This window comes from Tropicibacter naphthalenivorans (assembly GCF_900176475.1).
Classification (GTDB): Bacteria; Pseudomonadota; Alphaproteobacteria; order Rhodobacterales; family Rhodobacteraceae; genus Tropicibacter; species Tropicibacter naphthalenivorans.
The window spans coordinates 709,249-728,725 of the sequence record NZ_FWXX01000001.1; the positions used below are offsets into that span (position 1 = coordinate 709,249).

The window sequence follows — 19,477 nt, forward strand, 5'->3', positions numbered from 1 at the left end:
AGGGCTAAAAACCCCAAAAGAGTGAACAGAAGGTTTCGAACGCCAATGCGCATCTTCTCCGCACGGCGCGCGCAAAGTCACGCCGCCCGCGCCGGGGAAAGCGCGCAGGCTGCCGTTGGTCAAACCCTCGAGCGGGCGTGACACGCCAAGGCGTCACGCGTGTATTGGCGGGGGAAACTGCCCTGTTCCTCGATCTATGTCACACGACAGCGATCTGACGCCGCTTGTGTCGCGAAAGGCTGTGCCCGCGCCCCGCAGGGCGACCACACGTCTTGCAAAGCACAGCTGTCCGAGCGCTGCCCTAACCGCTAGGCGATCAGACACCGACTGAGACTTATATAGCGCTCGGACAGACTGTACCGTTTAGGTCCTCGCCTTGCGGCGACAGGGTGCCCGTCCGTGGGGGGCGCACCCTGCGTAAACCTGCGTCCTTGATGGTTAATTTACCGGGCCATCGCAATATTCTTGGTGGGGGAACTTAGCGAAATACACGGTTTTCGCCATATCTTTCAATGTCTTGGCATTGGCGACCGACACCCCCTTGAGAACGATCTGCGTGGCGTGCAACTGGCCTTTGACTGTCAATGCTGTCAGCCGCCCGCGCATTCGGACATGCCCCGCCTTGCGCAGTTTCGCCAACTCGGCGCGCACCGCCTGATCGGAAAAGGTGGTCGCCGCGATGATGTCCTTGGGGGCCGCGCCGCCGTCCTGATGCGCCAGCCAGATCGCGATAAAGGTGGACAGATAGGCCTTGGAATAGCCCGTTTTGATGGACATGGTGTCCCAGCTTAGCCCCAGCTCGCAAATCGCCATCTGAGGGTCCGCCGCGCCCTGAAACGCGCGATGCAGCGCGGTGCCAAAGGGCTCTGCCACATTGTCGATAAAGACCGCCACGTCGGTCTCAAAGTCGCGCCGCCCCTGCGCGGTAAAGCTATACCCCTCGGCGCTGCGGATGATGCTGTCTGACGGGGCGACATCCAGATAGGCGCGCAGGGTCTTGCGGTCGTGCAAGAGCACATCCGACAGCGACGACAAGGACACCGGGGTCTCGCCGCTCTGGTGCAGGATAAAGCGCAGTTTCTGCTCTGCGATCGGGCGTCCAACCGCCCGCGCGGCGTTTAGGAACGCCAGGGAAATTCCGAAAAGTTCTTTTGTATATACAAGAAGATCCACGCGCCCCGCCCGGTCTTTTGGTAGTATGTGGGGGTCTTGCTTAGGGACCGCCCCCCAGCCGCGCAACAGCGCGCCCCGCGCCCTATACGAATGCGTCGCGAAATGGTTAATTTTGTCAGGCCGCTGCCCCGCACCGCGCCCCAAACCGCCGTTGGAAAAATCCACGCAGCAGAATGCCCGGCCCGGCGCGGGAACCTTTTGCGCCCTGTGCGCGTTTGTCGGCAACGCCGTCAGATCACGAAAGGTTCAGCGGATTGACGCTCTACCCCCTACTTCCCCATGGAAGCGCCGCCCGTCCTGTCATACCCTGCGAAAAACGAGCAGGGACACCATGACCACCGTCCGCACCACCCTTTGCGCAAGTATGCTTGCACTGATCTCCACGTCGGCCACCGCGCTGGACGACTTTGCGCTGGATCTGTCGATCGGCAATGACGACCCGCTGCAAGATACGCTTGTCGCCGCTACGACCCTGTCGAGCTTGCCCGACGCCGAGGACACCACCCCGCGCGACGTGATCGCCGCGGCCAGGGCCGACTACACCCGCATCGTCGAAGCGCTTTATGCCAACGGCTATTACTCGGGCACCGTCAGCATCCTGCTGGACGGGCGCGAGGCGGCGGGGATCGACCCGTTCTCTGTCCCGGCCCGGATCCAGAGCGCGCGTATCCTTGTGGACCCCGGCCCGCTGTTCACCTTTGGCCGCACCCGCCTTGCGCCCACCGTGCGCGAGAACGAGGCGCTGCAACCGGGTCAGCCCGCGCTGGCCACCGTGGTGCGCGACGCCACCTCTGGCGCGGTCGAGGACTGGCGCGACGCCGGTCACGCCAAGGCCACCGTTGCCAGCCAAGCCATCACCGCGCGCCACACCGACGCGCAGCTGGACGTGGACGTGACGCTGGCCCCCGGCCCGCGTGTCAGCTTTGGCGAGATCACCGTTTCGGGCACCAGCACCGTCAAACCGGGGCGCGTGCGCCAGATCGCGGGCCTGCCGCGCGGCGAAGCCTTCAGCCCCGCCGAGGTTGAACAAGCCGCCGAACGCCTGCGTCGCACCGGCACGTTTTCCTCGGTGCAGATCACCGAAAGCGACCTTGTGGCCGCCGATGGGTCGATGGACATGGACATCACCGTGGTCGACCGCAAACCCCGCCGCATCGGCGCAGGCGTCGAATTTTCCAGCCTCGACGGGCTGACCCTGTCGGGCTTCTGGCTGCACCGGAACTTCTTTGGCGGGGCAGAGCGCTTTCGCGTCGACGGAGAGATCAGCCAGATCGGTCAGGACGTGACGGGCATCGACTACGCCCTGACCTTCCGTCTGGAAAAGCCCGCCGTCTACGGCGCCGAAACCCTTGGCTACGCCGAGCTGGGGTTCGAGCGTCTGGACGAAGACGACTACCTGACCGAAACCGCCTACCTCAGCTTGGGCGTCTCGCGTGAGTTTACCCCGACGCTGACTGGAGACCTTGGGATTTCAGTGACTTACAGCGAGGTCACCGACTTTTACACCAACCCGCACACCCGGCGCGAGCTGCTGACCTACAGCCTGCCCACCGCGCTGACATGGGACCGCCGCGACAACCCGCTGGATGCCGCCAACGGGTTCTACCTGCGCGCCGAGGCGGAACCGTTCTACGAGGCCAAGGCCCAGACGAGCGGCGCGCGGCTGACCTTTGACGGGCGCGCCTACCGCAGCTTTGGCAGCGAGGATCGCACCGTTCTGGCGGGCCGTGTCCAACTGGGCAGCCTGATCGGCCCCGACGCCCCCGAGGCGCAGCCCGACGCGCTGTTCTACTCCGGCGGCGGAGGGACAGTGCGCGGCCAGCCGTACCAGTCGCTGGACGCGGACTATGGCACATTTTCGCTGGGCGGGCGCAGCTTTGCCGGAGCCTCGGCCGAGGTGCGCTATGCCGTGACCGACACCATCGGCGTCGTCGCCTTTGCTGACGCGGGCTATATCGGCACCGACAGCTTTGGCGGGGACGGCGACTGGCACGCGGGCGCGGGTCTGGGCGTGCGCTACAAGACCCCCGTCGGCCCGATCCGCGTCGACGTGGCCGGGCCGCTGACCGACAACACCGCCAGCGGTGTGCAGCTTTATATCGGAATTGGACAGGCCTTTTAATGCGCTGGATTTCCCTTTGCCTCATGCTCCTGCTGCCCCTGACCGCCTGGGCGCAGGACAGCGAAACCGACCGTGGCTATATCCAAGGCCTGCTAGAAGACGCCCTCTCTGCCGAGGGGCGCAGCGTCCAGATGCAGGGCTTTGCCGGGGCGCTCAGCTCGCGCGCGACCATCGACAAGATCACCGTGACCGACCCCGATGGGGCGTGGCTGACCATGTCGGACATTGCCCTTGTGTGGAACCGCAGCGCCCTGCTGCGCGGGGCCATCGACATCGAGGAAATCACCGTCGGCACCATCGACCTGCCGCGCGCGCCCCTGCCCGCACCCGGCGAGGTGCCCGCGCCCGAGGCGTCCGGGTCGTTTGCCCTGCCCGATCTGCCGGTGTCGCTGAACATCGCGAAAATGCGCATTGGGCGGGCGACGCTCGGCCAGCCGCTGTTTGGCCAGGCGGCCACGATTGCCTTTGACGGCTCGGCGCAACTGGCGAATGGCGCGGGCGCGGTCAAGCTGGCGATCACCCGTCAGGACCAAGCGGGTTCGGTCACGCTGGACGCCGCCTTTGACAACGCGACGCGGAACTTGCGGCTGGACCTGAACCTGACCGAGCCGGAAAACGGCATCGCCGCCAACCTGTTGAACTTGCCCGGAAAACCTTCGGTGTCGCTGACCGCCAAGGGGGATGACCCGCTGAGCGATTTCACCGCCACCGTGGCGCTCGCGACCGCGGGCCAGCCGCGTCTGGACGGGACCGTGACGCTGTTGACAGATCAGGCCGGGACGTCGCGGTTTGCGCTGGACGTGGGCGGCGACATCGCGCCGGTCTTTGCGCCCGAGTTCGCGGATTTCCTTGGGGATGACGTGGCCCTCGTCACCCGCGGGGCGCGGGATGCCTCGGGGGCGTTGACGCTGGACACGCTGGATGTGCGCGCCGCGGCCTTGTCCCTGACGGGCAGCGCGCAGATCGGCGCGGACGGCTGGCCGCAGACCCTGCGCTTGGATGGCGCGATCACCCCGCCGGACGGCGAGCGCGTCTTGCTGCCGCTGTCGGGCGAGCCGACCTATGTGCGCGCCGTCACCCTCTCGGGGCAGTTCGACGCCGCAGAGGGCGACACGTGGCTGCTGGCGGGCCGTGCGACGGGCCTTGAACGCGGGCCTTTGCAGGCCGAACGTCTGGGCTTTGACGGCAGTGGTCAGATCGACCGCACCGGCCAGCGTGTCACCGGCGAGATTGACCTTGATGCCGTGGGGCTGAACCCCGGCGAGGCGGCGCTGGCCACCGCGATTGGTGAGCAACTTCAAGGCCTTATCCGCTTTGACTGGACCAACGGCCAGCCTTTGGAAATCAGCCAGATGGACCTGACCGGCTTTGATTACGGCCTGACGGGCGCGGTCACCATCAGCGGTCTGGACGACCCCGAGGCGCTGACCGTCGCCCCCGACCTGCAACTGGCCGCCCGCGATCTGTCGCGCTTTGCCGCGCTGGCGGGGCAGGATCTGGGCGGGCAAGCGCGCCTGAACGTCACCGGCACCGCCGCGCCTCTGACGGGTCTGGTGGACCTGCGCCTTGACGGCCAGACCACCGACCTCAGCACCGGGATCGCCCAGCTGGACCCGCTGCTGGCGGGGATTGGCACGCTGACCTTGGACCTGATCCGTGACGAATCTGGCCTGCGCGCCGATCCGCTGCTGCTGCGCACCGACGCCGCGCGGATCGACGCCACCGCGCTGATCCGCACCGGCCGCACCACCGCTGAGCTGCGCGCCGAAGTGACCGATCTGGCCTTGGTGCAGCCGGGGCTCGACGGGGCCGCCGTGCTGACCGCCGATCTGACCCAAGACGACGACGCGTGGAAAATCACTGCAGATGGCACCCTGCCCGGTGACACGCGCTTTGGCGTGACGGGGACCGTGACGGGGGATGGCACCACCGCGCTGACCGTGGACGGGGGGCTGACCGCCGAAGTCGCGCGCCTCTCGGTGTTTTCTCAACTGACGAACCGCCGCCTGTCGGGCAGCGCGACGCTGACCGCGCGTGGGCAAGGCGACCTGCTGGCGGGGGTCTTTGACGCCTCGGCCAGCGGCAAGGCCACGGACCTCGGCATTGACGCCCCCTCGGTCGCGCCCCTGCTGCGCGGCACGGCGCGCTTTGACGTGACCGCCAATCGCAACGCCGCCGGGGTCATGACCATCGACGCGACAACCGCCCTGCCCGGCCAGACCACCGCCAGCTTTAACGGCACGGTCACCGGCGACGGCAAGACCGACCTCAAGGCCCAGGGCACGCTAACTGCCCGCACCGCAAGCCTAAATGCCTTTTCCGCCCTCACCGGACAGCGCCTGTCGGGCAGCGCCGAGATCACCGCCAACGCGACCGCCGACCTGCTGGCGGGTGACTTTGACGTGCAGGCGAACGGGCAGACGGTGAACCTTGGGATCGGCAACACGAGCGTTGACCCGCTGCTGCGCGGCACCCTGCGCCTGACCGCCGAAGTGAGCCGCCAAAACGGCGTGCTGAACATTGCCGCGCTGAACGCCACCGCGCCGGGGATCAGCGCCGATATCAGCGGGCAGTATGGCGAGCAATCGGGCGACCTGCGCTATGCGCTGAGCGTCACCAACCTCGGCCAGATTGTCCCCGATCTGCCGGGCCGCGCCAGCGTCACCGGCACCGCCACCCTCTCCGGCAACCGTTGGCAAATCGACGCCAGCGGCAACGGCCCCGGCGGGATTTTCCTGAACGTGCGCGGCGGGGTGCAACCGGATGGCCCGCGTCTGGACCTGAACGTTTCCGGCAACGCGCCGCTTGCGCTGGCCAACGGCAGGCTCAGCGGCCAAGCGGTGTCGGGCCTTGTGCGCTTTGACCTTGCGGTGAATGGCCCGCCTGCGCTTACTTCGGTGTCTGGCCGCGTCAGCCTGTCGGATGCGCGCCTCTCTATCCCCGGCCAAAGCATTGCCATCAATGGGATTTCCGGGCAGATCGACCTGGCCTCTGGCCGCGCGAACATCGCGATTGGCGGCGACGTGGCCAGCGGCGGCGGGATCGAGATCACCGGCCCCGTGACCCTGTCAGCGCCCTTTGACGCCGACCTCACCGCGCGCCTGTTCAACGTGACCTTGCGGTCAGCGAACCTCTACGAGGCCAAGCTGGGTGGCACCGTGACCATGGCCGGCGCGCTGGCGGGCGGCGCGCGGATCGGCGGCAGCATCAACGTCGAAACGGTCGAGCTGGAAATCCCCAACCTCGGGCCAAGCTACGCGGCGCTCGACGGGCTGCGGCATCTGAACCCCTCGGCGGACGTGCAGCGGACCTTGCGCTTTGCGGGCCTGTCGCAGACACCCGAGGCCTCTGGCGGCGGCACATCGCGCCCCTATCCCATTGATCTGACAGTGAATGCGCCGAACCGGCTGTTCGTGCGCGGGCGCGGGTTGGACGCGGAACTGGGGGGCAACCTGCGCCTGACCGGGACCACCGCCGACATCGTGCCGGTGGGGCAGTTCGACCTGATCCGGGGGCGGCTTGACCTGCTGACCCGTCGCCTGACCCTGACCGAAGGCGCTGTCCGCCTGCGTGGCAGCTTTGACCCCTACATCGACTTCGCCGCCGCCACCGAGGTCGAGGACGTCAGCATCACTTTGCGCATCGCGGGCTTTGCCTCGGCGCCCGAGTTGACCATCACCTCCAGCCCCGCCTTGCCTCAGGAAGAGGCGCTGTCCTTCTTCCTGTTCGGCAAGGATGTGACCAGCATTTCGGCGCTGCAAGCGGTGCAACTGGCCGCCGCGATCCGCACCCTTTCGGGGTCTGGCGGCGCTGGCATCACCGAGAAAATCCGCCGCAACCTGGGCGTTGACGATCTGGACATTGGCACCGATGGCGACGGCAACGCGCAAGCCAAGGTGGGTAAGTACCTGACGGACAACATTTATACCGATGTGACGGTGAACAGCGGCGGCGACACGCAGATCAACCTCAACCTTGATCTGAGCGACAATGTCACCGTGCGCGGGCGGCTGAACAACGATGGCGATACCGGCATCGGGGTGTTCTTTGAAAAGGACTACTAACGGTCAAGCGGCGAGGCACCCCCTCGCCGCTTTGCTTTGTATCGCAGGGGCTTAGGCGTTGACGTCCACCACGACGCGGCCCTTGACCTGACCTTTCAGGATGTCCTTGCCCAGCTGCGGCAGGTCAGACAGGGTCGCGGGCTGCACCATCGCGTCGAGCTTGTCCATCGGCAGATCTTGCGCGATCCGCTGCCACGCGCGCAGGCGGTTGTCGTAGGGCTGCATGACGCTGTCGATCCCCAGCAGGTTCACGCCGCGCAGCAGGAAGGGGATCACCGTCGCAGGCAGGCCCGCGCCCCCCGCAAGGCCGACCGCCGCAACCGACGCTCCGTACTTCATCTGGCCCAACACGCGCGCCAGCATATCGCCGCCCACCGCATCGACACAGCCCGCCCAAGTCTCTGATTCCAAGGGACGTTTCACCGTCTCGTTGATCTCTTCGCGGGCGACGATCTGTGTCGCGCCGAGCGATTTGAGGTAGTCCGCCGTCTCGGGCCGCCCGGTGACGCCCGCCACCTCATGCCCGAGGTTCGCAAGGATCGCCGTCGCCACAGAGCCAACGCCGCCCGCAGCCCCAGTGACCAGCACAGGCCCGTTCCCCGGCTTTAGCCCGTGGTCCTCCAGCGCCATCACCGCCAGCATCGCGGTAAAGCCCGCCGTCCCCACGGCCATCGCTTGGCGGGTCGTCAACCCTTGAGGCAGCGGCACCAGCCAGTCGGCCTTGACCCGCGCCTTTTGCGCGTAGCCGCCCCAATGCGCTTCGCCCACGCGCCAGCCGGTCAGCACCACCTTGTCGCCGGGGGCATAGCGCGCGTCGTCCGACGCCTCGACCGTCCCGGCAAAGTCGATGCCCGGCACGTGAGGATAAGTGCGCACCAGACCGCCGCCCGGCCCGATGCACAGCCCGTCCTTGTAGTTCACGGTGGAATAGTCGACCGCGACGGTGACCTCGCCCGCGGGCAGCTGGTCTTGGGTCAGGTCGGTGACGGCGGCGTGGGTCTTGCCCTCGTCGTCCTTGGTGACGAGCAATGCTTTGAACATGTCGGCTCCTTTCGGTTTGGCGTGCTTGCGCCGGAAGTGTTGCGCGTTTACAATTGTCAGACATTTAAATGTCAGACAATTAGAAATGTCCAACACAGAACTCAGCGCGACCATCGCAAAATCCATCCGTGACGCCATCGTCGAAGGGCGTCTGGCCGTCGATGACCGCCTGCCGTCCGAATCCGAGCTGGCCGAGCAGTTCGAGGTGGGCCGGTCCACCGTGCGCGAGGCGCTCAAACGGCTGGCGGCGCAGTCGCTGATCCGCACCGAACGGGGTGCCTTTGGCGGGGCCTTTGTGCAGCGGCTGTCCTATGCCGATGCGCAGGCGCAGCACGTCACCACCTCGACCCTGCTGCTGTCGATGAACGAAGTGTCTTTTGTCACCGCCTGCCAGGCGCGATTCGCGCTGGAACGGGCCTGCGTCGATCTGGCCTGCGCCCACCGGCAAGCTGCTGATCTGGCCGACATGCGCGCCGAGATCACGCGCCAGTCGCAACCGGACCTGAGCGACGAGGGCTTTTGCGCCTCGGACGTGCGGCTGCACCGGGCCTTGGTCGACAGCGCGCAGAACCCCGTGCTGTCCTACCAGCTGGCCGGCGCGGTGGAGGCGATGCAGCCCTTGATGAACATGATTACCTTTAGCGATCGCTCGCGGTCTGAAATCACCCGCTACCACACGATGATGGTGGACGCAGTCGAGGCGCGCCAGCCGCCAAAGGTCGTGCGCGCGCTGGAATGTCTGGAAATCTACACGCTGGAGCTGGGGCGCGGCAAAATCCTTGCCCGCAAGCAAACCCCAGCACGCTAACCGAGACCGGACACCGTCACCTTTTTGCTCGATTAATCAATTGTGTAGGTGCCAAAGCGGTACTGCACGCCGCCCGCCTCGCCGCTCAACCCACCGGGCAGCGCGGCCAAGACATCGCGCAGAGCGGCCTTGAGCGCCTCTTGATCGGCAAACGGCTGCGGCGGACAGATAAAGCCGATCTGATGGGTGCCCTTGGGGTCTTCGGGCAGGACTTGCAGCCCGTAGCGCCCGCCGGGCGAGACCTGATAGCGGGTCTGGCTTGTCGAGACCTCTATTTTCTCGAAGAATTGCAAGGGGATGGGGGTCACCTTGCCCGTGGGCGAGACGTTTACAAAGGTCGGCGCACAGCCCGCCACCACATCGGCCACCACGGACAACTCTTCGCCCACGGCCAAGGTTTTGGGGAAGCTGCTGAAGGTGTAGACCTGCGCGCCATCGTCGTCCGGCACAGCGGCGCGCAGCACCGTGGACTTGGCGAGGATCATCGACATGGGGATGCCAAAGTTGACCCCGATCCGCTTGTTGCCCGAGTTGTGCAACCCGATGACCTGCCGCGCACTGCTGTCGATGATCGGCGAGCCGGAATTGCCGCCCAGCGTGTCGCAGGTGTGGCGCAGGCGCAGGTCAACGATGGTCTGGGTGGTCGCCGCGCGGCAGCCCTCGCGGCTGATGTGTTGCGACTTGCCCAGAGGGTGACCGATGATCCAGAACGGCATCCCCGGCGCGATCTCTTCGCCGCTAATCGGCAAGGTGCCATAGCGCGCGGACGGGTTGCCCATCACCTCTAACACCGTAAAATCAAGGTCTTTATCGGTCTCGACCGGGATCGGGTTGACCTCGAACCGCTCCGCCTCTTCGATCTGGCCGGGGGTGGTGAAACCCGCCAGAAACTCGACCGACACGATGCGCGTGGCGTTCATCTGCGGATGCTCCAACACGCCGGGAACGCAGTGGTTGTTGGTCACGATGTGACGCTCGTCGGCGATCCAGGCGGTGCAGGGCGCGGCCCCCACATCGGTGACGATATTGAGCATCCCGACCGCCCGCCCCATACGCCGGAAATCCGCCGTCTCGGCGTAGGTGTTGATCGGCTCATTGGCGTAAGCGTCGACAGAGACTTCGTTTTCCGTGTCGGGCCACAGGTTGCCCTGGGCATGAGCGCCCCCGGCAAGCAGCGCAGCGATCAGGCTGGCGATCTGGGCGATGGCGGTACTCATCAAGAAGCCCCCTTTGGAACAGGCATTTCCCGCAGGATGCCCGCTTTGGCCCGCGCTGAAAAGTGGATTGCCGCGCCAAGCTGCGCTAAACTGGGCCAAACCGCACAGGAGCGCCCGATGATCCGCACCGTTTTGACCGCCTTGATCACAGTTTGCGCCGCTGGCGCGCAGGCCCAATCCATCATCACGTTGGACGATCTGGACCTTGGCGCGCCCGCCCCCGCCCCGCAGGCCAGTGCGGCGGACGAGATGAAGGACTGCATTCTCAACCCCTCGGCCTGCGACAATGCCGAATACGGCGGCGGGGCGGCGTTCAGCCTTGAGGATGTGGTGAACCTTGGGGTGATCGACCACGCAGAGGCCAAGGCACAACCGCAGGTGGCCAAGGCCGCACCGCTGCCCTCGATCGATATCGAGATCCTTTTTGCCTATGATTCCGACGACTTGACCCCGCAGGCACAAGGCAAGCTGGCGGAACTGGTGCAGGTGCTGCGCGACCCTCGGTTTGACGACCAGATGCTGCTGTTCGTGGGGCATACCGACGGCGTCGGCTCTGCCAGTTATAACACCGCGCTGTCGCAGCGGCGGGCGCAGGCGGTGGCGCGCTATGTGCAGGACGTGATGGACCTGCCGCCCAGCCGGATCGACGCGCGCGGGGTGGGGTTCAGCCGTCTTAAAAATGTGCGAAACCCCGACGCGGCAGAGAACCGGCGCGTGCAGTTGGTGCTGGTACAGCGTTAAACGTTTCCGCTTGGGCGACAAAATAGCGGCCTGCGCGGGATTGCCTGCAGGCGCGCGACAACCCGCTGGGTTTGCCTAAAAAGAGTCGCAATTGCCTTGTTTTACAGGCAAAATCGCGACCAGTGGCGGGGCTGTTTTTATGCGCATTGTTATCATCGTCAGCGATTTTCCAAAGGTGACCGAGACCTTCGTGCTCGCCAATGCGCTGCATTATCTGGACGCAGGGCATGACGCGCGGATTTTCCACCTCAAGCCGTTTCGCACCGGCGAAGTGATCCATGGTCACGCACAGCGCGCGATTGAGCGCGGGTTCACCTTTGGCTGGCTGTCTTTCGGCGGTTTGATGTGGGCGCTGGGGCGGCCGCGGCGTTTGGGGCGGGTGGTGGCGCAGATCGTGCGAGGGTTTGCGAAGGAGCCGAAGCGGCTGGCGGCGAGCCTTGCGATTGTGCCGAAATCCTGCGCCTTGGCGCGGGCCTGCGCGCGGGACGGCACCGGGCATATCCACGCGGAATTCGCGGGCTACCCGGCCACCTCGGCGTGGATCGCTGCAACTTTGTCCGGGGTGCCGTTCAGCTTTTCCGCCCATGCGCATGATATTTTCCTGACGCAAAGCCTGCTGGCGGAAAAGGCGCAGGATGCGCGCTTTGTCCGGGTGATTTCCCGCTTTAACCGCGATTTTCTAGCCGCCCTGCCCAGCTTTCCGGCGGACCGGCTAGAGGTGCTGCGCTGCGGGGTGAGCTTGCCGGAGCCGACGCCCACGCCAAGCCCCGCGACGCCTTGGCGGCTGCTGTTCGTGGGCGCACTCTTGCCGCGCAAAGGCGTCGAAGACTTGCTGGAGGCGCTGTCGCGGCTCGCCGATCTGCCGATCCATCTGGACGTGGTCGGCGGCGGGCGCTTGCGCGAAGGCCTTGAGGCGATGGCGCAGCAGATGGGGCTGGATGTGACATTCCACGGGGCGCAGCCCAGCGACGCGGTGCGCGCCCGGATGCGCGACGCCCATCTGGTGGTGGTGCCGTCGAAACAGGGCGACGGAGGGCGATCCGAGGGCATCCCGGTGGTGCTGATGGAGGCCATGTCCGAGGCCCGCCCCGTGGTCGCGAGCCGCTTGTCGGGCATCCCCGAACTGGTCGAGGACGGCGTGACGGGCCGCTTGTCGGGCCCTGGCGACCCCGCCGCGCTGGCGGGCGCGATCCGCGCAGCCTTGACCGATTGGCAGGGGACTTTGGAGATGGCGCAAAGGGGCCGCGCCCGTGTGGCCGAGCACTACGACATCCAGAAAAACGCCGCAGCATTGTTGGCCCGGATCGAGGAGGAGGCGGCATGATGTTGGCTTTGCTGGTCTTTTCGCTGGGGATGGTGGTTTATGTGGTGGCCGGGTACCCGCTGCTGCTGCTGGCGCTGTGGCGCTTGAAAGGGCCGCGCGCGGTGCCCGAAGAGGTCGCGCCGCTGCGCATCGACTTTCTGATCCCGGCCCATAACGAGGGCGCAATCATCCGCGACAAGATCGAGAACACCTTTAACTTACGCAACCGGTTCGGGCATGAGTTGCGCGTGCTGGTCGTCTCGGACGGGTCCACCGACGATACCGTGGCGCAGGCACGCGCCGTTGATGACCCGCGCCTGACGGTGGTGGAAACTCCGGGGCGGCTGGGCAAGCTGGGCGGGCTGAACATGGCGCTTGAGATGCTGGACGGCGACATCGTGGTGTTTTCCGACGCCAATGCGCTGCTGTCCAAGGGGACTTTGGACGCCCTGTCGCGCCATTTCGCCGACCCTGAGGTGGGCGGCGTCTGCGGGCAGATCACCATTGATGAGGACGACGACGGCGAGATCGCCAAGGCCGATGGCGCCTATTGGCGCTACGACCAGGCGATGAAGCGCGCCGAGAGCGATCTGGGCGGCACCGTTTCGGCCCAAGGGTCGATCTACGCCATTCGCCGCGCGCTGACCGGGCCGATCCCGCCGGGGGTGGCGGATGATTTCCTGATGTCGGTGCGGGTTGTGGAGCAAGGGTTCCGGCTGGCGTTCGAGCCGCGCGCCACCACCCGCGAAGCGGTGACCGAGCACGCCGGGAATGAAATGGCGCGGCGCATCCGCTCGACCGAGATGGGCTGGCGGGGCCTCATGATGATGCGCGGGCTGATGAACCCGGCCAAGCATGGCCTGTACGGTTGGCAGTTGCTGTCGCACAAAGGGCTGCGGCGCATGACGCCGTTCTTTTTGCTGCTGGCTTTCGTGGCGAATCTGGTCCTGATCGGGCAAGGTTTGATCCTGACCGCGCTGGGGCTGGGGCAGATCGCGTTCTACGGCATCGCGGTGCTGGCATGGCTGCTGCCACCGCTGCGCCGCCTGCCGGGCGTGGGCAAAGTGCTGTTCTTTGTGCTGGGCAATCTGGGCATGGCGCTTGGCCTGTTTGCCTATCTGCGCGGCAAGAAATCTTCGATCTGGACACCTGTGAGGGCATGACATGGCAATGAAACGCATCTTTATTCTTGGCCTGCAACGCTCTGGCACCACCTGGACCGCCAATATGCTGGCCGCGCTGCCGAGCGTCGCCGCCATTCAGGCGGGGGACCACGAGGGCGTGCACGAGAGCATCTTTTTCTCGCATTTCGCCAAGGCCTTTGGCGATTGGGATGACCTGCCCGCGCGGCGGCGATTCATCGAGGCGTTCAAACAGTCGGACTATTTCCAGCTTAGCGGGCTGGAGCCCGAGTTGCTGGACGAATTCGCCGAGACCAAGTCCAGCCCCGCCGAGGTTTTCCTGTCGATGATGGACCTGTATGCCGAGGTGAACGGGGCGGATGCGTGGATCGAAAAGTCGCCGCATCACACGTTCTGCGCCGAAGAGATCGCCGAGGCCGCGCCGGATGCGCAGTTCCTGATCGTGCAGCGGCGGGTGCCGGATCTGGTGCGCTCGCGTCTGTTCAGCTTTGGCCGTCAGCTGCGCTGGCCGCCGATGCGCTGGCTGGACGTGGCGCGCGGGGCGATTGCCGCCAAACACGCCGAACGCGAGATGTTGGAGTTTGCCGCCGATAACCCCCAAGCCATGGTGGTCCGCTACGAAGACCTGCTGCACGACGATGACATGGTGTTGCGCGAGGCGATCATCGACTTTCTCGGGCTCGACGCCTATCCCGACGACATGATCAGCCAGTACGAGGCCAACAGCAGCTTTGCCGGGGGTCCGCGCAAGTCGCTGGGGCCGGTGTCCAAGCTGGTGCTGGCGGTGGCGGCTTTTGTGGGGGGGCTGCTGCCCATGAGCCTGCTGCGCCGCATCCGGGACGCGCGAAATGAAAAGCGCGGGATCGACTGGCCGGATTGGGCGTGGAAGCGGTCGAAGTTCGACCCGCATCATATCGAGGCCGACAGCCCGCAGATCATTCTTGACTAGGCGTTTGCCAGCTTTCTGAACAGCGCAGCATGGGCGTCCGCCGAGGCGTCGATGCTGTAACCCTTGGCGAATTCACGGGCATTGAGGGCGGCGGTGTGCCGCGCCTTGGGGTCGGCAGCGAACTGGGTCAGGGCCGCGCCGAGCACCTCTGGATCGCGGCTTTCGACCAGACAGCCGGATTTACCGTCCTCGAGCAGGATGCGCGGGCCGATGGGGCAATCGACCGAGACCACGGGCATCCCTGCCGCCTGCGCTTCGAGCACCGCGTTGCCAAAGCCTTCGGCGTAGGAGGAGCACAGGTAAAGGTCCGCTTCGGCCAGCGCCTTGGGGACATCGCGGGTGACGCCGGGCATCGAGACGTTGGCCTCAATCCCCAATTCGCGCGTCAGGGCGATCAGGTTGTCGCGCTCGGCCCCCTGCCCGTAGATGGTGAACTGCGCCTCTGGGTCAGAGCGCAGCAGCACGGCAAAGGCCCGCAGCGCCAAGGCGAAATCCTTGTCCGGTGACAGACGCCCCAGCGACACGATCCGGCGGGCACGATCGGGCTGGGTGCGGGCGGGCAGCACCTCTTGGATCACGGGGTTGGGCAACACGTAGGTCGGCGGGCAGCGGCGGCCAAGGATCTGCTGATGCTCATCCAGGATCGGCTGCGACGGCGCGACAAAGCCCACGGCGCCGGGATAGAACATCCGCATCACCGCCAGCCGCAGCGCAGCGGATTTGCGCGTCGCCAGAAACGAGCCAAGCGGGAAATGCTCGCCCACAAGGATCTGCGGAGGGCGCGCCATCATCCGGGCCGCCAGCAGCGCAGAGATGTTCAGCGCGTTGGTGGCGGTATACAGCAGATCGACGGGATGGTCCCTCAGCGCCCGCGCCAAGGCCCGCGCGGTGCCCAGCATCCGTTTGCCGCCCAGATCGACGACCTCTTGCCCCTCTGGCAAGGCGGACAGCAGCTCGCCATGGGCCGCCTGAAGGAAAAGGACAGTGCGGATACCCCGATCGCGCAAAGGCCCGAGCAACTGAACGGTGTTGCGTTCGATCCCCCCGGTTTCCAGATGGGTGACGCAGAATCCGATTGTCAGGTCAGGCATTTGGGTCTCTGGTCCCGATCATTCCGCCGAGCGGCGCACACCAAAGGGCACATGCAGCGACGCATCCTGCTCCGAGGCGGCGCGGCGACGTGCAGGGCGCGGCGGAACCACCGGATCGCCCAGCAGGTAGCGGGTGATGTAATGGCGCGCCACGTCATTGGCGGGGCTCAGGGTGTGAGCCTTGCCCTCGGTGCCGGTCAGCGTGACCTGCGCGCGACGTACCCCGCCCGAGCGGGTCTTGATCAGCAGGGTCGCGGGGCCGTTCACATAGCCTTGGGCCAGTTGCAGGCGATCCCCGTCAAAGGACACCACATCGTGACGACGCCCGGCATCGGCGACAATCTCCAGCGCCCAATCCTGCGCAAGGGCAGCGTTGTGCCGACGTTCCAGCGCCGGGAACACCCGCCAAAGGATCAGCCGCGCCGATTTCGCCAGCACTTCATAGCCGACGCGGGCAACAATCCCCAGCTCGGCGGCATAGCTCACGTGGCTGCGGCACAGCATGTAGTTGAGTTTCGACCGCAAACGCTTGGCCGAGCCGTGGCACATATAGGCCTGCGTGTGGCCGATCAGACCGGGGCGCACCGCAAAGCGCACGTCGTAATGCGGGTTCTCGGCCTCTTGCAGCGCGGCCAGCGCGGGGCGCGTGGGGCGCGGGCCGATCACGTTCATATCGCCCTTGATGATGTTGAAAATCTGCGGCAGCTCATCCAGCCGCGAGGCGCGCAGATACTTGCCCAAGGGCGTTTCGATATTGTCGTCGGCGCGCAGCACCCGGTCGCGGGTCAGGCGCGCGGCCTTGGCCGTGTCCAGCGTGCGGAACTTGTAGATGTTAAAGGGCTTGCGCCCCCGCCCCAGCCGTTCCCCGGCATAAAAGATGCGCGGCCCCTGGGTCAGAAGCAAGGCCAGCCCGATCACCACAAAGAATTGCAGCGTCAGCGCCAAGAGGATCAGGCCAAGGATCAGGTTATAGGCGCGATGAATGCTCTCATTTCGGGGGACAAACCCGCTGGAACAGCGCAGCATCTGTGGCGGCGCCTGTCCCGCCAAAGGCAGGGGATGCGCACTCGTATCTTGAACATCGTGTTTCATAAGAATCGCTTTTCGCCCCGAAATCCCCACTAAAGTGCCACATTTTCGCCTTATTGCGCAAGATTGGCCCGCCTTATTAGCCTGCAAGCTGGAAAAAATTTCCCTAATAAATTCAATCTGTTTGCCAAAATTGCCCTACTGTTTCGAATTGTGAAACAAAGCGTCTTGGTCAAATAATTGGCACCTATGTATTAACAGTTACCACCCGAGCGCGGTTTACGATGAAAAGCGCGCCGGACAGGGCGGGCAGCAACCAAGTATATTTGTTATATTCGTTCGGCAGAAACAGGCAGGTCAGGAAATAGGCCGCCATCCCGAATCGCAACGCCACGGCAAGTGCTTGCAAATCGGCGCTGGCGGGGGCTTGGATCACCTGTTTGGTCAAACGGAACGCGGTGATGATCAGCGCGGCAAAGATGCCAAAGCCCAGTAGCCCATATTCCACAGCCACGGACAGGTACATATTGTGCAGCTGCCGCCCCGCCAGCGTGCGCCCGGGCAGGTAGCGGTACGCGGGGTCGGTGAAGGCCTCAAAGAAGTTGCCCGGCCCGATGCCGAGGATCGGGTTCTGCCACAGCAGTTCAAGGCCGATCACGTTGTAGGTCAGACGCCGCCCCAGCGTCCAATCCGCGCCGCCTCCGCCAAAGATGGTGCCAAGGCGGTTCCAGTATTGCTCTGGGACAAAGGGCAGCATGGCGATGGCAAAGATCACCGCCAGCACAGCCGCCGGCCCGAAGTAGCGCGAGCGGCCATAGCGCGCGGCGATGGCGATCATGACGATGGCATAAACCAACGCCGCCGAGCGGGCAAAGCTGAGCACCACGGCCAGCGTGCCAATGGCGGCAGCGGCGGTGAAAAACCCACGCAGGCGGGGGCTTTCGATGGCGTGGACCAGCGCGATGATGGTCCCGGTCAGCAGCATCGTTGCGGCGGTGGTCGGGTTGGCCTGCGACGCCCCCGAAGAGCGGTCAAAGCCGCCAGAGGTGCGCGCGGTCGTGGCCGCTTCGGTCGTGGACACAAGGGTGGTGTGCAAGAGCGTGTCGAGGATCAAGACCACGCCGGAAATCAGCGTGCTGAGTGCAAGGCAGCCGATGGCCAGCGCGACAATCCGCTCTGTCCGGATGGTCAGCAGCAGGACAAAGACCAAGAGCGCGATGGTGAACAGACGCCCGCCCCAGGCGATGGCTTGGGACCGGCTGTCGGCAAACAGGATCGCCAAGGCCCAGACCATCAGAAACGCCAGCGTCAGCTGCGCGATGGGCGAGCGGGCGGCGGCACGCAGGTGGGGCCGCATCCGGTGGGCGTTCAGCACGATCGACAGCAGCGTGAGCGCGGTGAAAATCTTGAACCCCGACACCGGGCTGGCGCGGAACACCATGTCCGACAGCCCGTCGAGATAAGAGATAAAGACCAGCACCAGCATCCCCGCTTCGGGGCGCACCACGATGGCGGCGGCAAGGGCCAGCGCGATGGGCAGCCCCACGGCCAGCACCGGCGCACCCGCCATGGCCGCGCCCATGGTCACCAGCGCGGCAAACAGCCCCAAGGTCAGGGTCAAGGTCAGGCCAATGCCCGTATCCGCGCGCGCCGTGGCCATCAAAGTGTCCTGAATTTCAGATACTTGCCCGAAGAGCGGCGGCGCAGGGTGGCCATCCAGCTGACCGGGCACCACAGCAGGTTCCCGGCGGCGATTTCGACGCGGGCGCGGAACACCAGCGCTTCGATCCAGTCGGGGGTGTCGCCGGCGGCATGGTCGTGCATGTGGGTGCGCGACACCGAAACGATTGGCCGATTGCCGGGGTTGTCCGCCCGCCCGCCGGTAAAGCGGGCAAAACCCGCCGCCTGCGCATCCGCCAGCGCGGTCGGCGTCACCCGGTCAAAGGGCCAGCACAACCCGCGCACCTCACGCCCGAGCAGCTCTGACAGGGTCGCGCGCGCCTCCCCCAGATCGCGCCGTACGCGGGACGACCTCTGGGTTTCGGTTTCTTGACCGTCCTCGGTCAGCAGTCGCGCGGTCAGCACCGAATCCGAGGCCGGGATCTGCGGGAGGTCAGGCGGGTCTTGTTCGAACCAGCGGGCCTTGTTGCCGGGCATGTAGAACCACAGGTTCGCCGTCTCCAGCCCCCAGGTATGCGGGTTTCGCGGGGTCGCAGGGCCGGGCACGGGGCCAAGCGCGTGATCCTTGCCGTGGCAGCTGACCTTGAACAGCGGGTCGGCGTCGATGGCGCGCAGCTCTGCCGCGGTCATGTAGCCGACCGGGCGCGCGGGATCGCGCGGCGCCTCTGCGGGGTCGATGAAATCGGTCGACGCAAGGACGGTCGCCGGAAAGCCCAACTGCCGCAAAAGCGGCAGCGCATGAAGGGTCACATCATGGTAGGCGTCGTCGAAATGCAGCACCACTTGCCGTCGTCGCGGGTCCAGCTTGCCCGCGTACAAATCGTCGTCGCGGACCACCCGGTAACCGCACCGGCTGAGCACCTGCATGTGCCGTCGGAACACCTCTGGCCGGACAGAGATATTCGCCGACCACGGCAACCACGACGCATCCGGACTGACGGAATGGTAAACGATCACGGGAACGCTGCGCCGCCGGGACAGCAGCAAAAGCGTTCCTACGGTCAGGGCCAAAGCCGCCCACCCCAGACCGATCACTGCCAGCCACAGCGCGACGCACAGGGCAAGCCCCCCCGCCGCGAGGCGCATGTAACGGATATGTCTGCGGTCGACGCCCAAC

14 protein-coding genes are annotated in these 19,477 nt (G+C 65.7%); 7 read left to right on the forward strand and 7 right to left on the reverse strand.

What is annotated here, in order from left to right; translation table 11 throughout:
• Nucleotides 1-438 precede the first annotated feature (438 nt).
• Entirely contained in the window at nt 439-1,173 is a 735-nt protein-coding gene (locus B9A11_RS03450; RefSeq protein ID WP_058245761.1) for a hypothetical protein, read from the reverse strand.
• A gap of 331 nt (nt 1,174-1,504) precedes the next feature.
• On the opposite strand from B9A11_RS03450, the gene B9A11_RS03455 reads away from it, so the two are divergent.
• Together B9A11_RS03455 and B9A11_RS03460 are read left to right on the forward strand one after the other, a co-directional pair.
• Nucleotides 1,505-3,295: an autotransporter assembly complex protein TamA gene (locus tag B9A11_RS03455; RefSeq protein ID WP_058245760.1), complete on the forward strand. Its 1,791-nt coding sequence runs from the start codon at nt 1,505-1,507 to the stop codon at nt 3,293-3,295.
• Nucleotides 3,296-3,318: 23 nt separating this feature from the next.
• Entirely contained in the window at nt 3,319-7,359 is a 4,041-nt protein-coding gene (locus tag B9A11_RS03460) for a translocation/assembly module TamB domain-containing protein (RefSeq protein ID WP_159452470.1), read from the forward strand.
• A 51-nt stretch (nt 7,360-7,410) separates the two neighbouring features.
• Here B9A11_RS03460 and acuI read toward each other — a convergent pair whose 3' ends face one another.
• The gene (acuI, locus tag B9A11_RS03465; protein WP_058245758.1) at nt 7,411-8,400 is read right to left on the reverse strand and encodes an acryloyl-CoA reductase; all 990 of its coding nucleotides are present in this window, start codon (nt 8,398-8,400) and stop codon (nt 7,411-7,413) included.
• 85 nt (nt 8,401-8,485) lie between these two features.
• On the opposite strand from acuI, the gene B9A11_RS03470 reads away from it, so the two are divergent.
• Entirely contained in the window at nt 8,486-9,208 is a 723-nt protein-coding gene (locus B9A11_RS03470) for a FadR/GntR family transcriptional regulator (protein WP_058245757.1), read from the forward strand.
• A gap of 32 nt (nt 9,209-9,240) precedes the next feature.
• On the opposite strand, the gene B9A11_RS03475 is transcribed toward B9A11_RS03470, so the two are convergent.
• Nucleotides 9,241-10,425 carry a trypsin-like serine peptidase gene (locus B9A11_RS03475; protein WP_058245756.1) on the reverse strand — a complete coding sequence of 395 codons (1,185 nt, stop codon included), beginning with the start codon at nt 10,423-10,425 and terminating at the stop codon, nt 9,241-9,243.
• A gap of 117 nt (nt 10,426-10,542) precedes the next feature.
• On the opposite strand from B9A11_RS03475, the gene B9A11_RS21345 reads away from it, so the two are divergent.
• From B9A11_RS21345 to B9A11_RS03495, 4 genes are all read left to right on the forward strand, one after another.
• A complete protein-coding gene (locus tag B9A11_RS21345) occupies nt 10,543-11,166 on the forward strand; it encodes an OmpA family protein (protein ID WP_058245755.1) in 624 nt (207 codons plus the stop codon).
• 139 nt (nt 11,167-11,305) lie between these two features.
• Nucleotides 11,306-12,490 (forward strand): glycosyltransferase, encoded by a 1,185-nt coding sequence (locus tag B9A11_RS03485; RefSeq protein WP_083499755.1) that lies wholly within the window; start codon nt 11,306-11,308, stop codon nt 12,488-12,490.
• Nucleotides 12,487-13,632, forward strand: coding sequence for a glycosyltransferase family 2 protein (locus B9A11_RS03490; RefSeq protein WP_058245753.1), 1,146 nt, complete (start codon nt 12,487-12,489; stop codon nt 13,630-13,632). Before B9A11_RS03485 ends, B9A11_RS03490 begins: the two co-directional genes overlap by 4 nt.
• A 7-nt stretch (nt 13,633-13,639) precedes the next feature.
• Entirely contained in the window at nt 13,640-14,560 is a 921-nt protein-coding gene (locus B9A11_RS03495) for a sulfotransferase family protein (RefSeq protein ID WP_186009170.1), read from the forward strand.
• Here the strand turns inward: B9A11_RS03495 and B9A11_RS03500 are convergent.
• From B9A11_RS03500 to B9A11_RS03515, 4 genes are all read right to left on the reverse strand, one after another.
• Nucleotides 14,557-15,651, reverse strand: a complete 1,095-nt coding sequence (locus B9A11_RS03500; RefSeq protein WP_058245751.1) for a glycosyltransferase — start codon at nt 15,649-15,651, stop codon at nt 14,557-14,559. The genes B9A11_RS03495 and B9A11_RS03500 overlap by 4 nt on opposite strands.
• 18 nt (nt 15,652-15,669) lie before the next feature.
• Entirely contained in the window at nt 15,670-16,743 is a 1,074-nt protein-coding gene (locus B9A11_RS03505) for a sugar transferase (RefSeq protein ID WP_083499721.1), read from the reverse strand.
• 184 nt (nt 16,744-16,927) lie between these two features.
• Nucleotides 16,928-18,340: an O-antigen ligase family protein gene (locus tag B9A11_RS03510; protein WP_058245749.1), complete on the reverse strand. Its 1,413-nt coding sequence runs from the start codon at nt 18,338-18,340 to the stop codon at nt 16,928-16,930.
• On the reverse strand, nt 18,340-19,476 hold the full coding sequence (locus B9A11_RS03515; RefSeq protein ID WP_186009169.1) for a polysaccharide deacetylase family protein: 1,137 nt from the start codon (nt 19,474-19,476) through the stop codon (nt 18,340-18,342). Before B9A11_RS03515 ends, B9A11_RS03510 begins: the two co-directional genes overlap by 1 nt.
• Nucleotide 19,477 lies beyond the last annotated feature (1 nt).

Coding starts and splice junctions, on each gene's coding strand:
- B9A11_RS03455 (WP_058245760.1), top strand. CDS start 1,505: ATGACCACCGTCCGCACCACCCTTTGCGCAAGTATGCTTGCACTGATC.
- B9A11_RS03460 (WP_159452470.1), top strand. CDS start 3,319: ATGCTCCTGCTGCCCCTGACCGCCTGGGCGCAGGACAGCGAAACCGAC.
- acuI (WP_058245758.1), bottom strand. CDS start 8,400: ATGTTCAAAGCATTGCTCGTCACCAAGGACGACGAGGGCAAGACCCAC.
- B9A11_RS03470 (WP_058245757.1), top strand. CDS start 8,486: ATGTCCAACACAGAACTCAGCGCGACCATCGCAAAATCCATCCGTGAC.
- B9A11_RS03475 (WP_058245756.1), bottom strand. CDS start 10,425: ATGAGTACCGCCATCGCCCAGATCGCCAGCCTGATCGCTGCGCTGCTT.
- B9A11_RS21345 (WP_058245755.1), top strand. CDS start 10,543: ATGATCCGCACCGTTTTGACCGCCTTGATCACAGTTTGCGCCGCTGGC.
- B9A11_RS03485 (WP_083499755.1), top strand. CDS start 11,306: ATGCGCATTGTTATCATCGTCAGCGATTTTCCAAAGGTGACCGAGACC.
- B9A11_RS03490 (WP_058245753.1), top strand. CDS start 12,487: ATGATGTTGGCTTTGCTGGTCTTTTCGCTGGGGATGGTGGTTTATGTG.
- B9A11_RS03495 (WP_186009170.1), top strand. CDS start 13,640: ATGAAACGCATCTTTATTCTTGGCCTGCAACGCTCTGGCACCACCTGG.
- B9A11_RS03500 (WP_058245751.1), bottom strand. CDS start 15,651: ATGCCTGACCTGACAATCGGATTCTGCGTCACCCATCTGGAAACCGGG.
- B9A11_RS03505 (WP_083499721.1), bottom strand. CDS start 16,743: ATGAAACACGATGTTCAAGATACGAGTGCGCATCCCCTGCCTTTGGCG.
- B9A11_RS03510 (WP_058245749.1), bottom strand. CDS start 18,340: ATGGCCACGGCGCGCGCGGATACGGGCATTGGCCTGACCTTGACCCTG.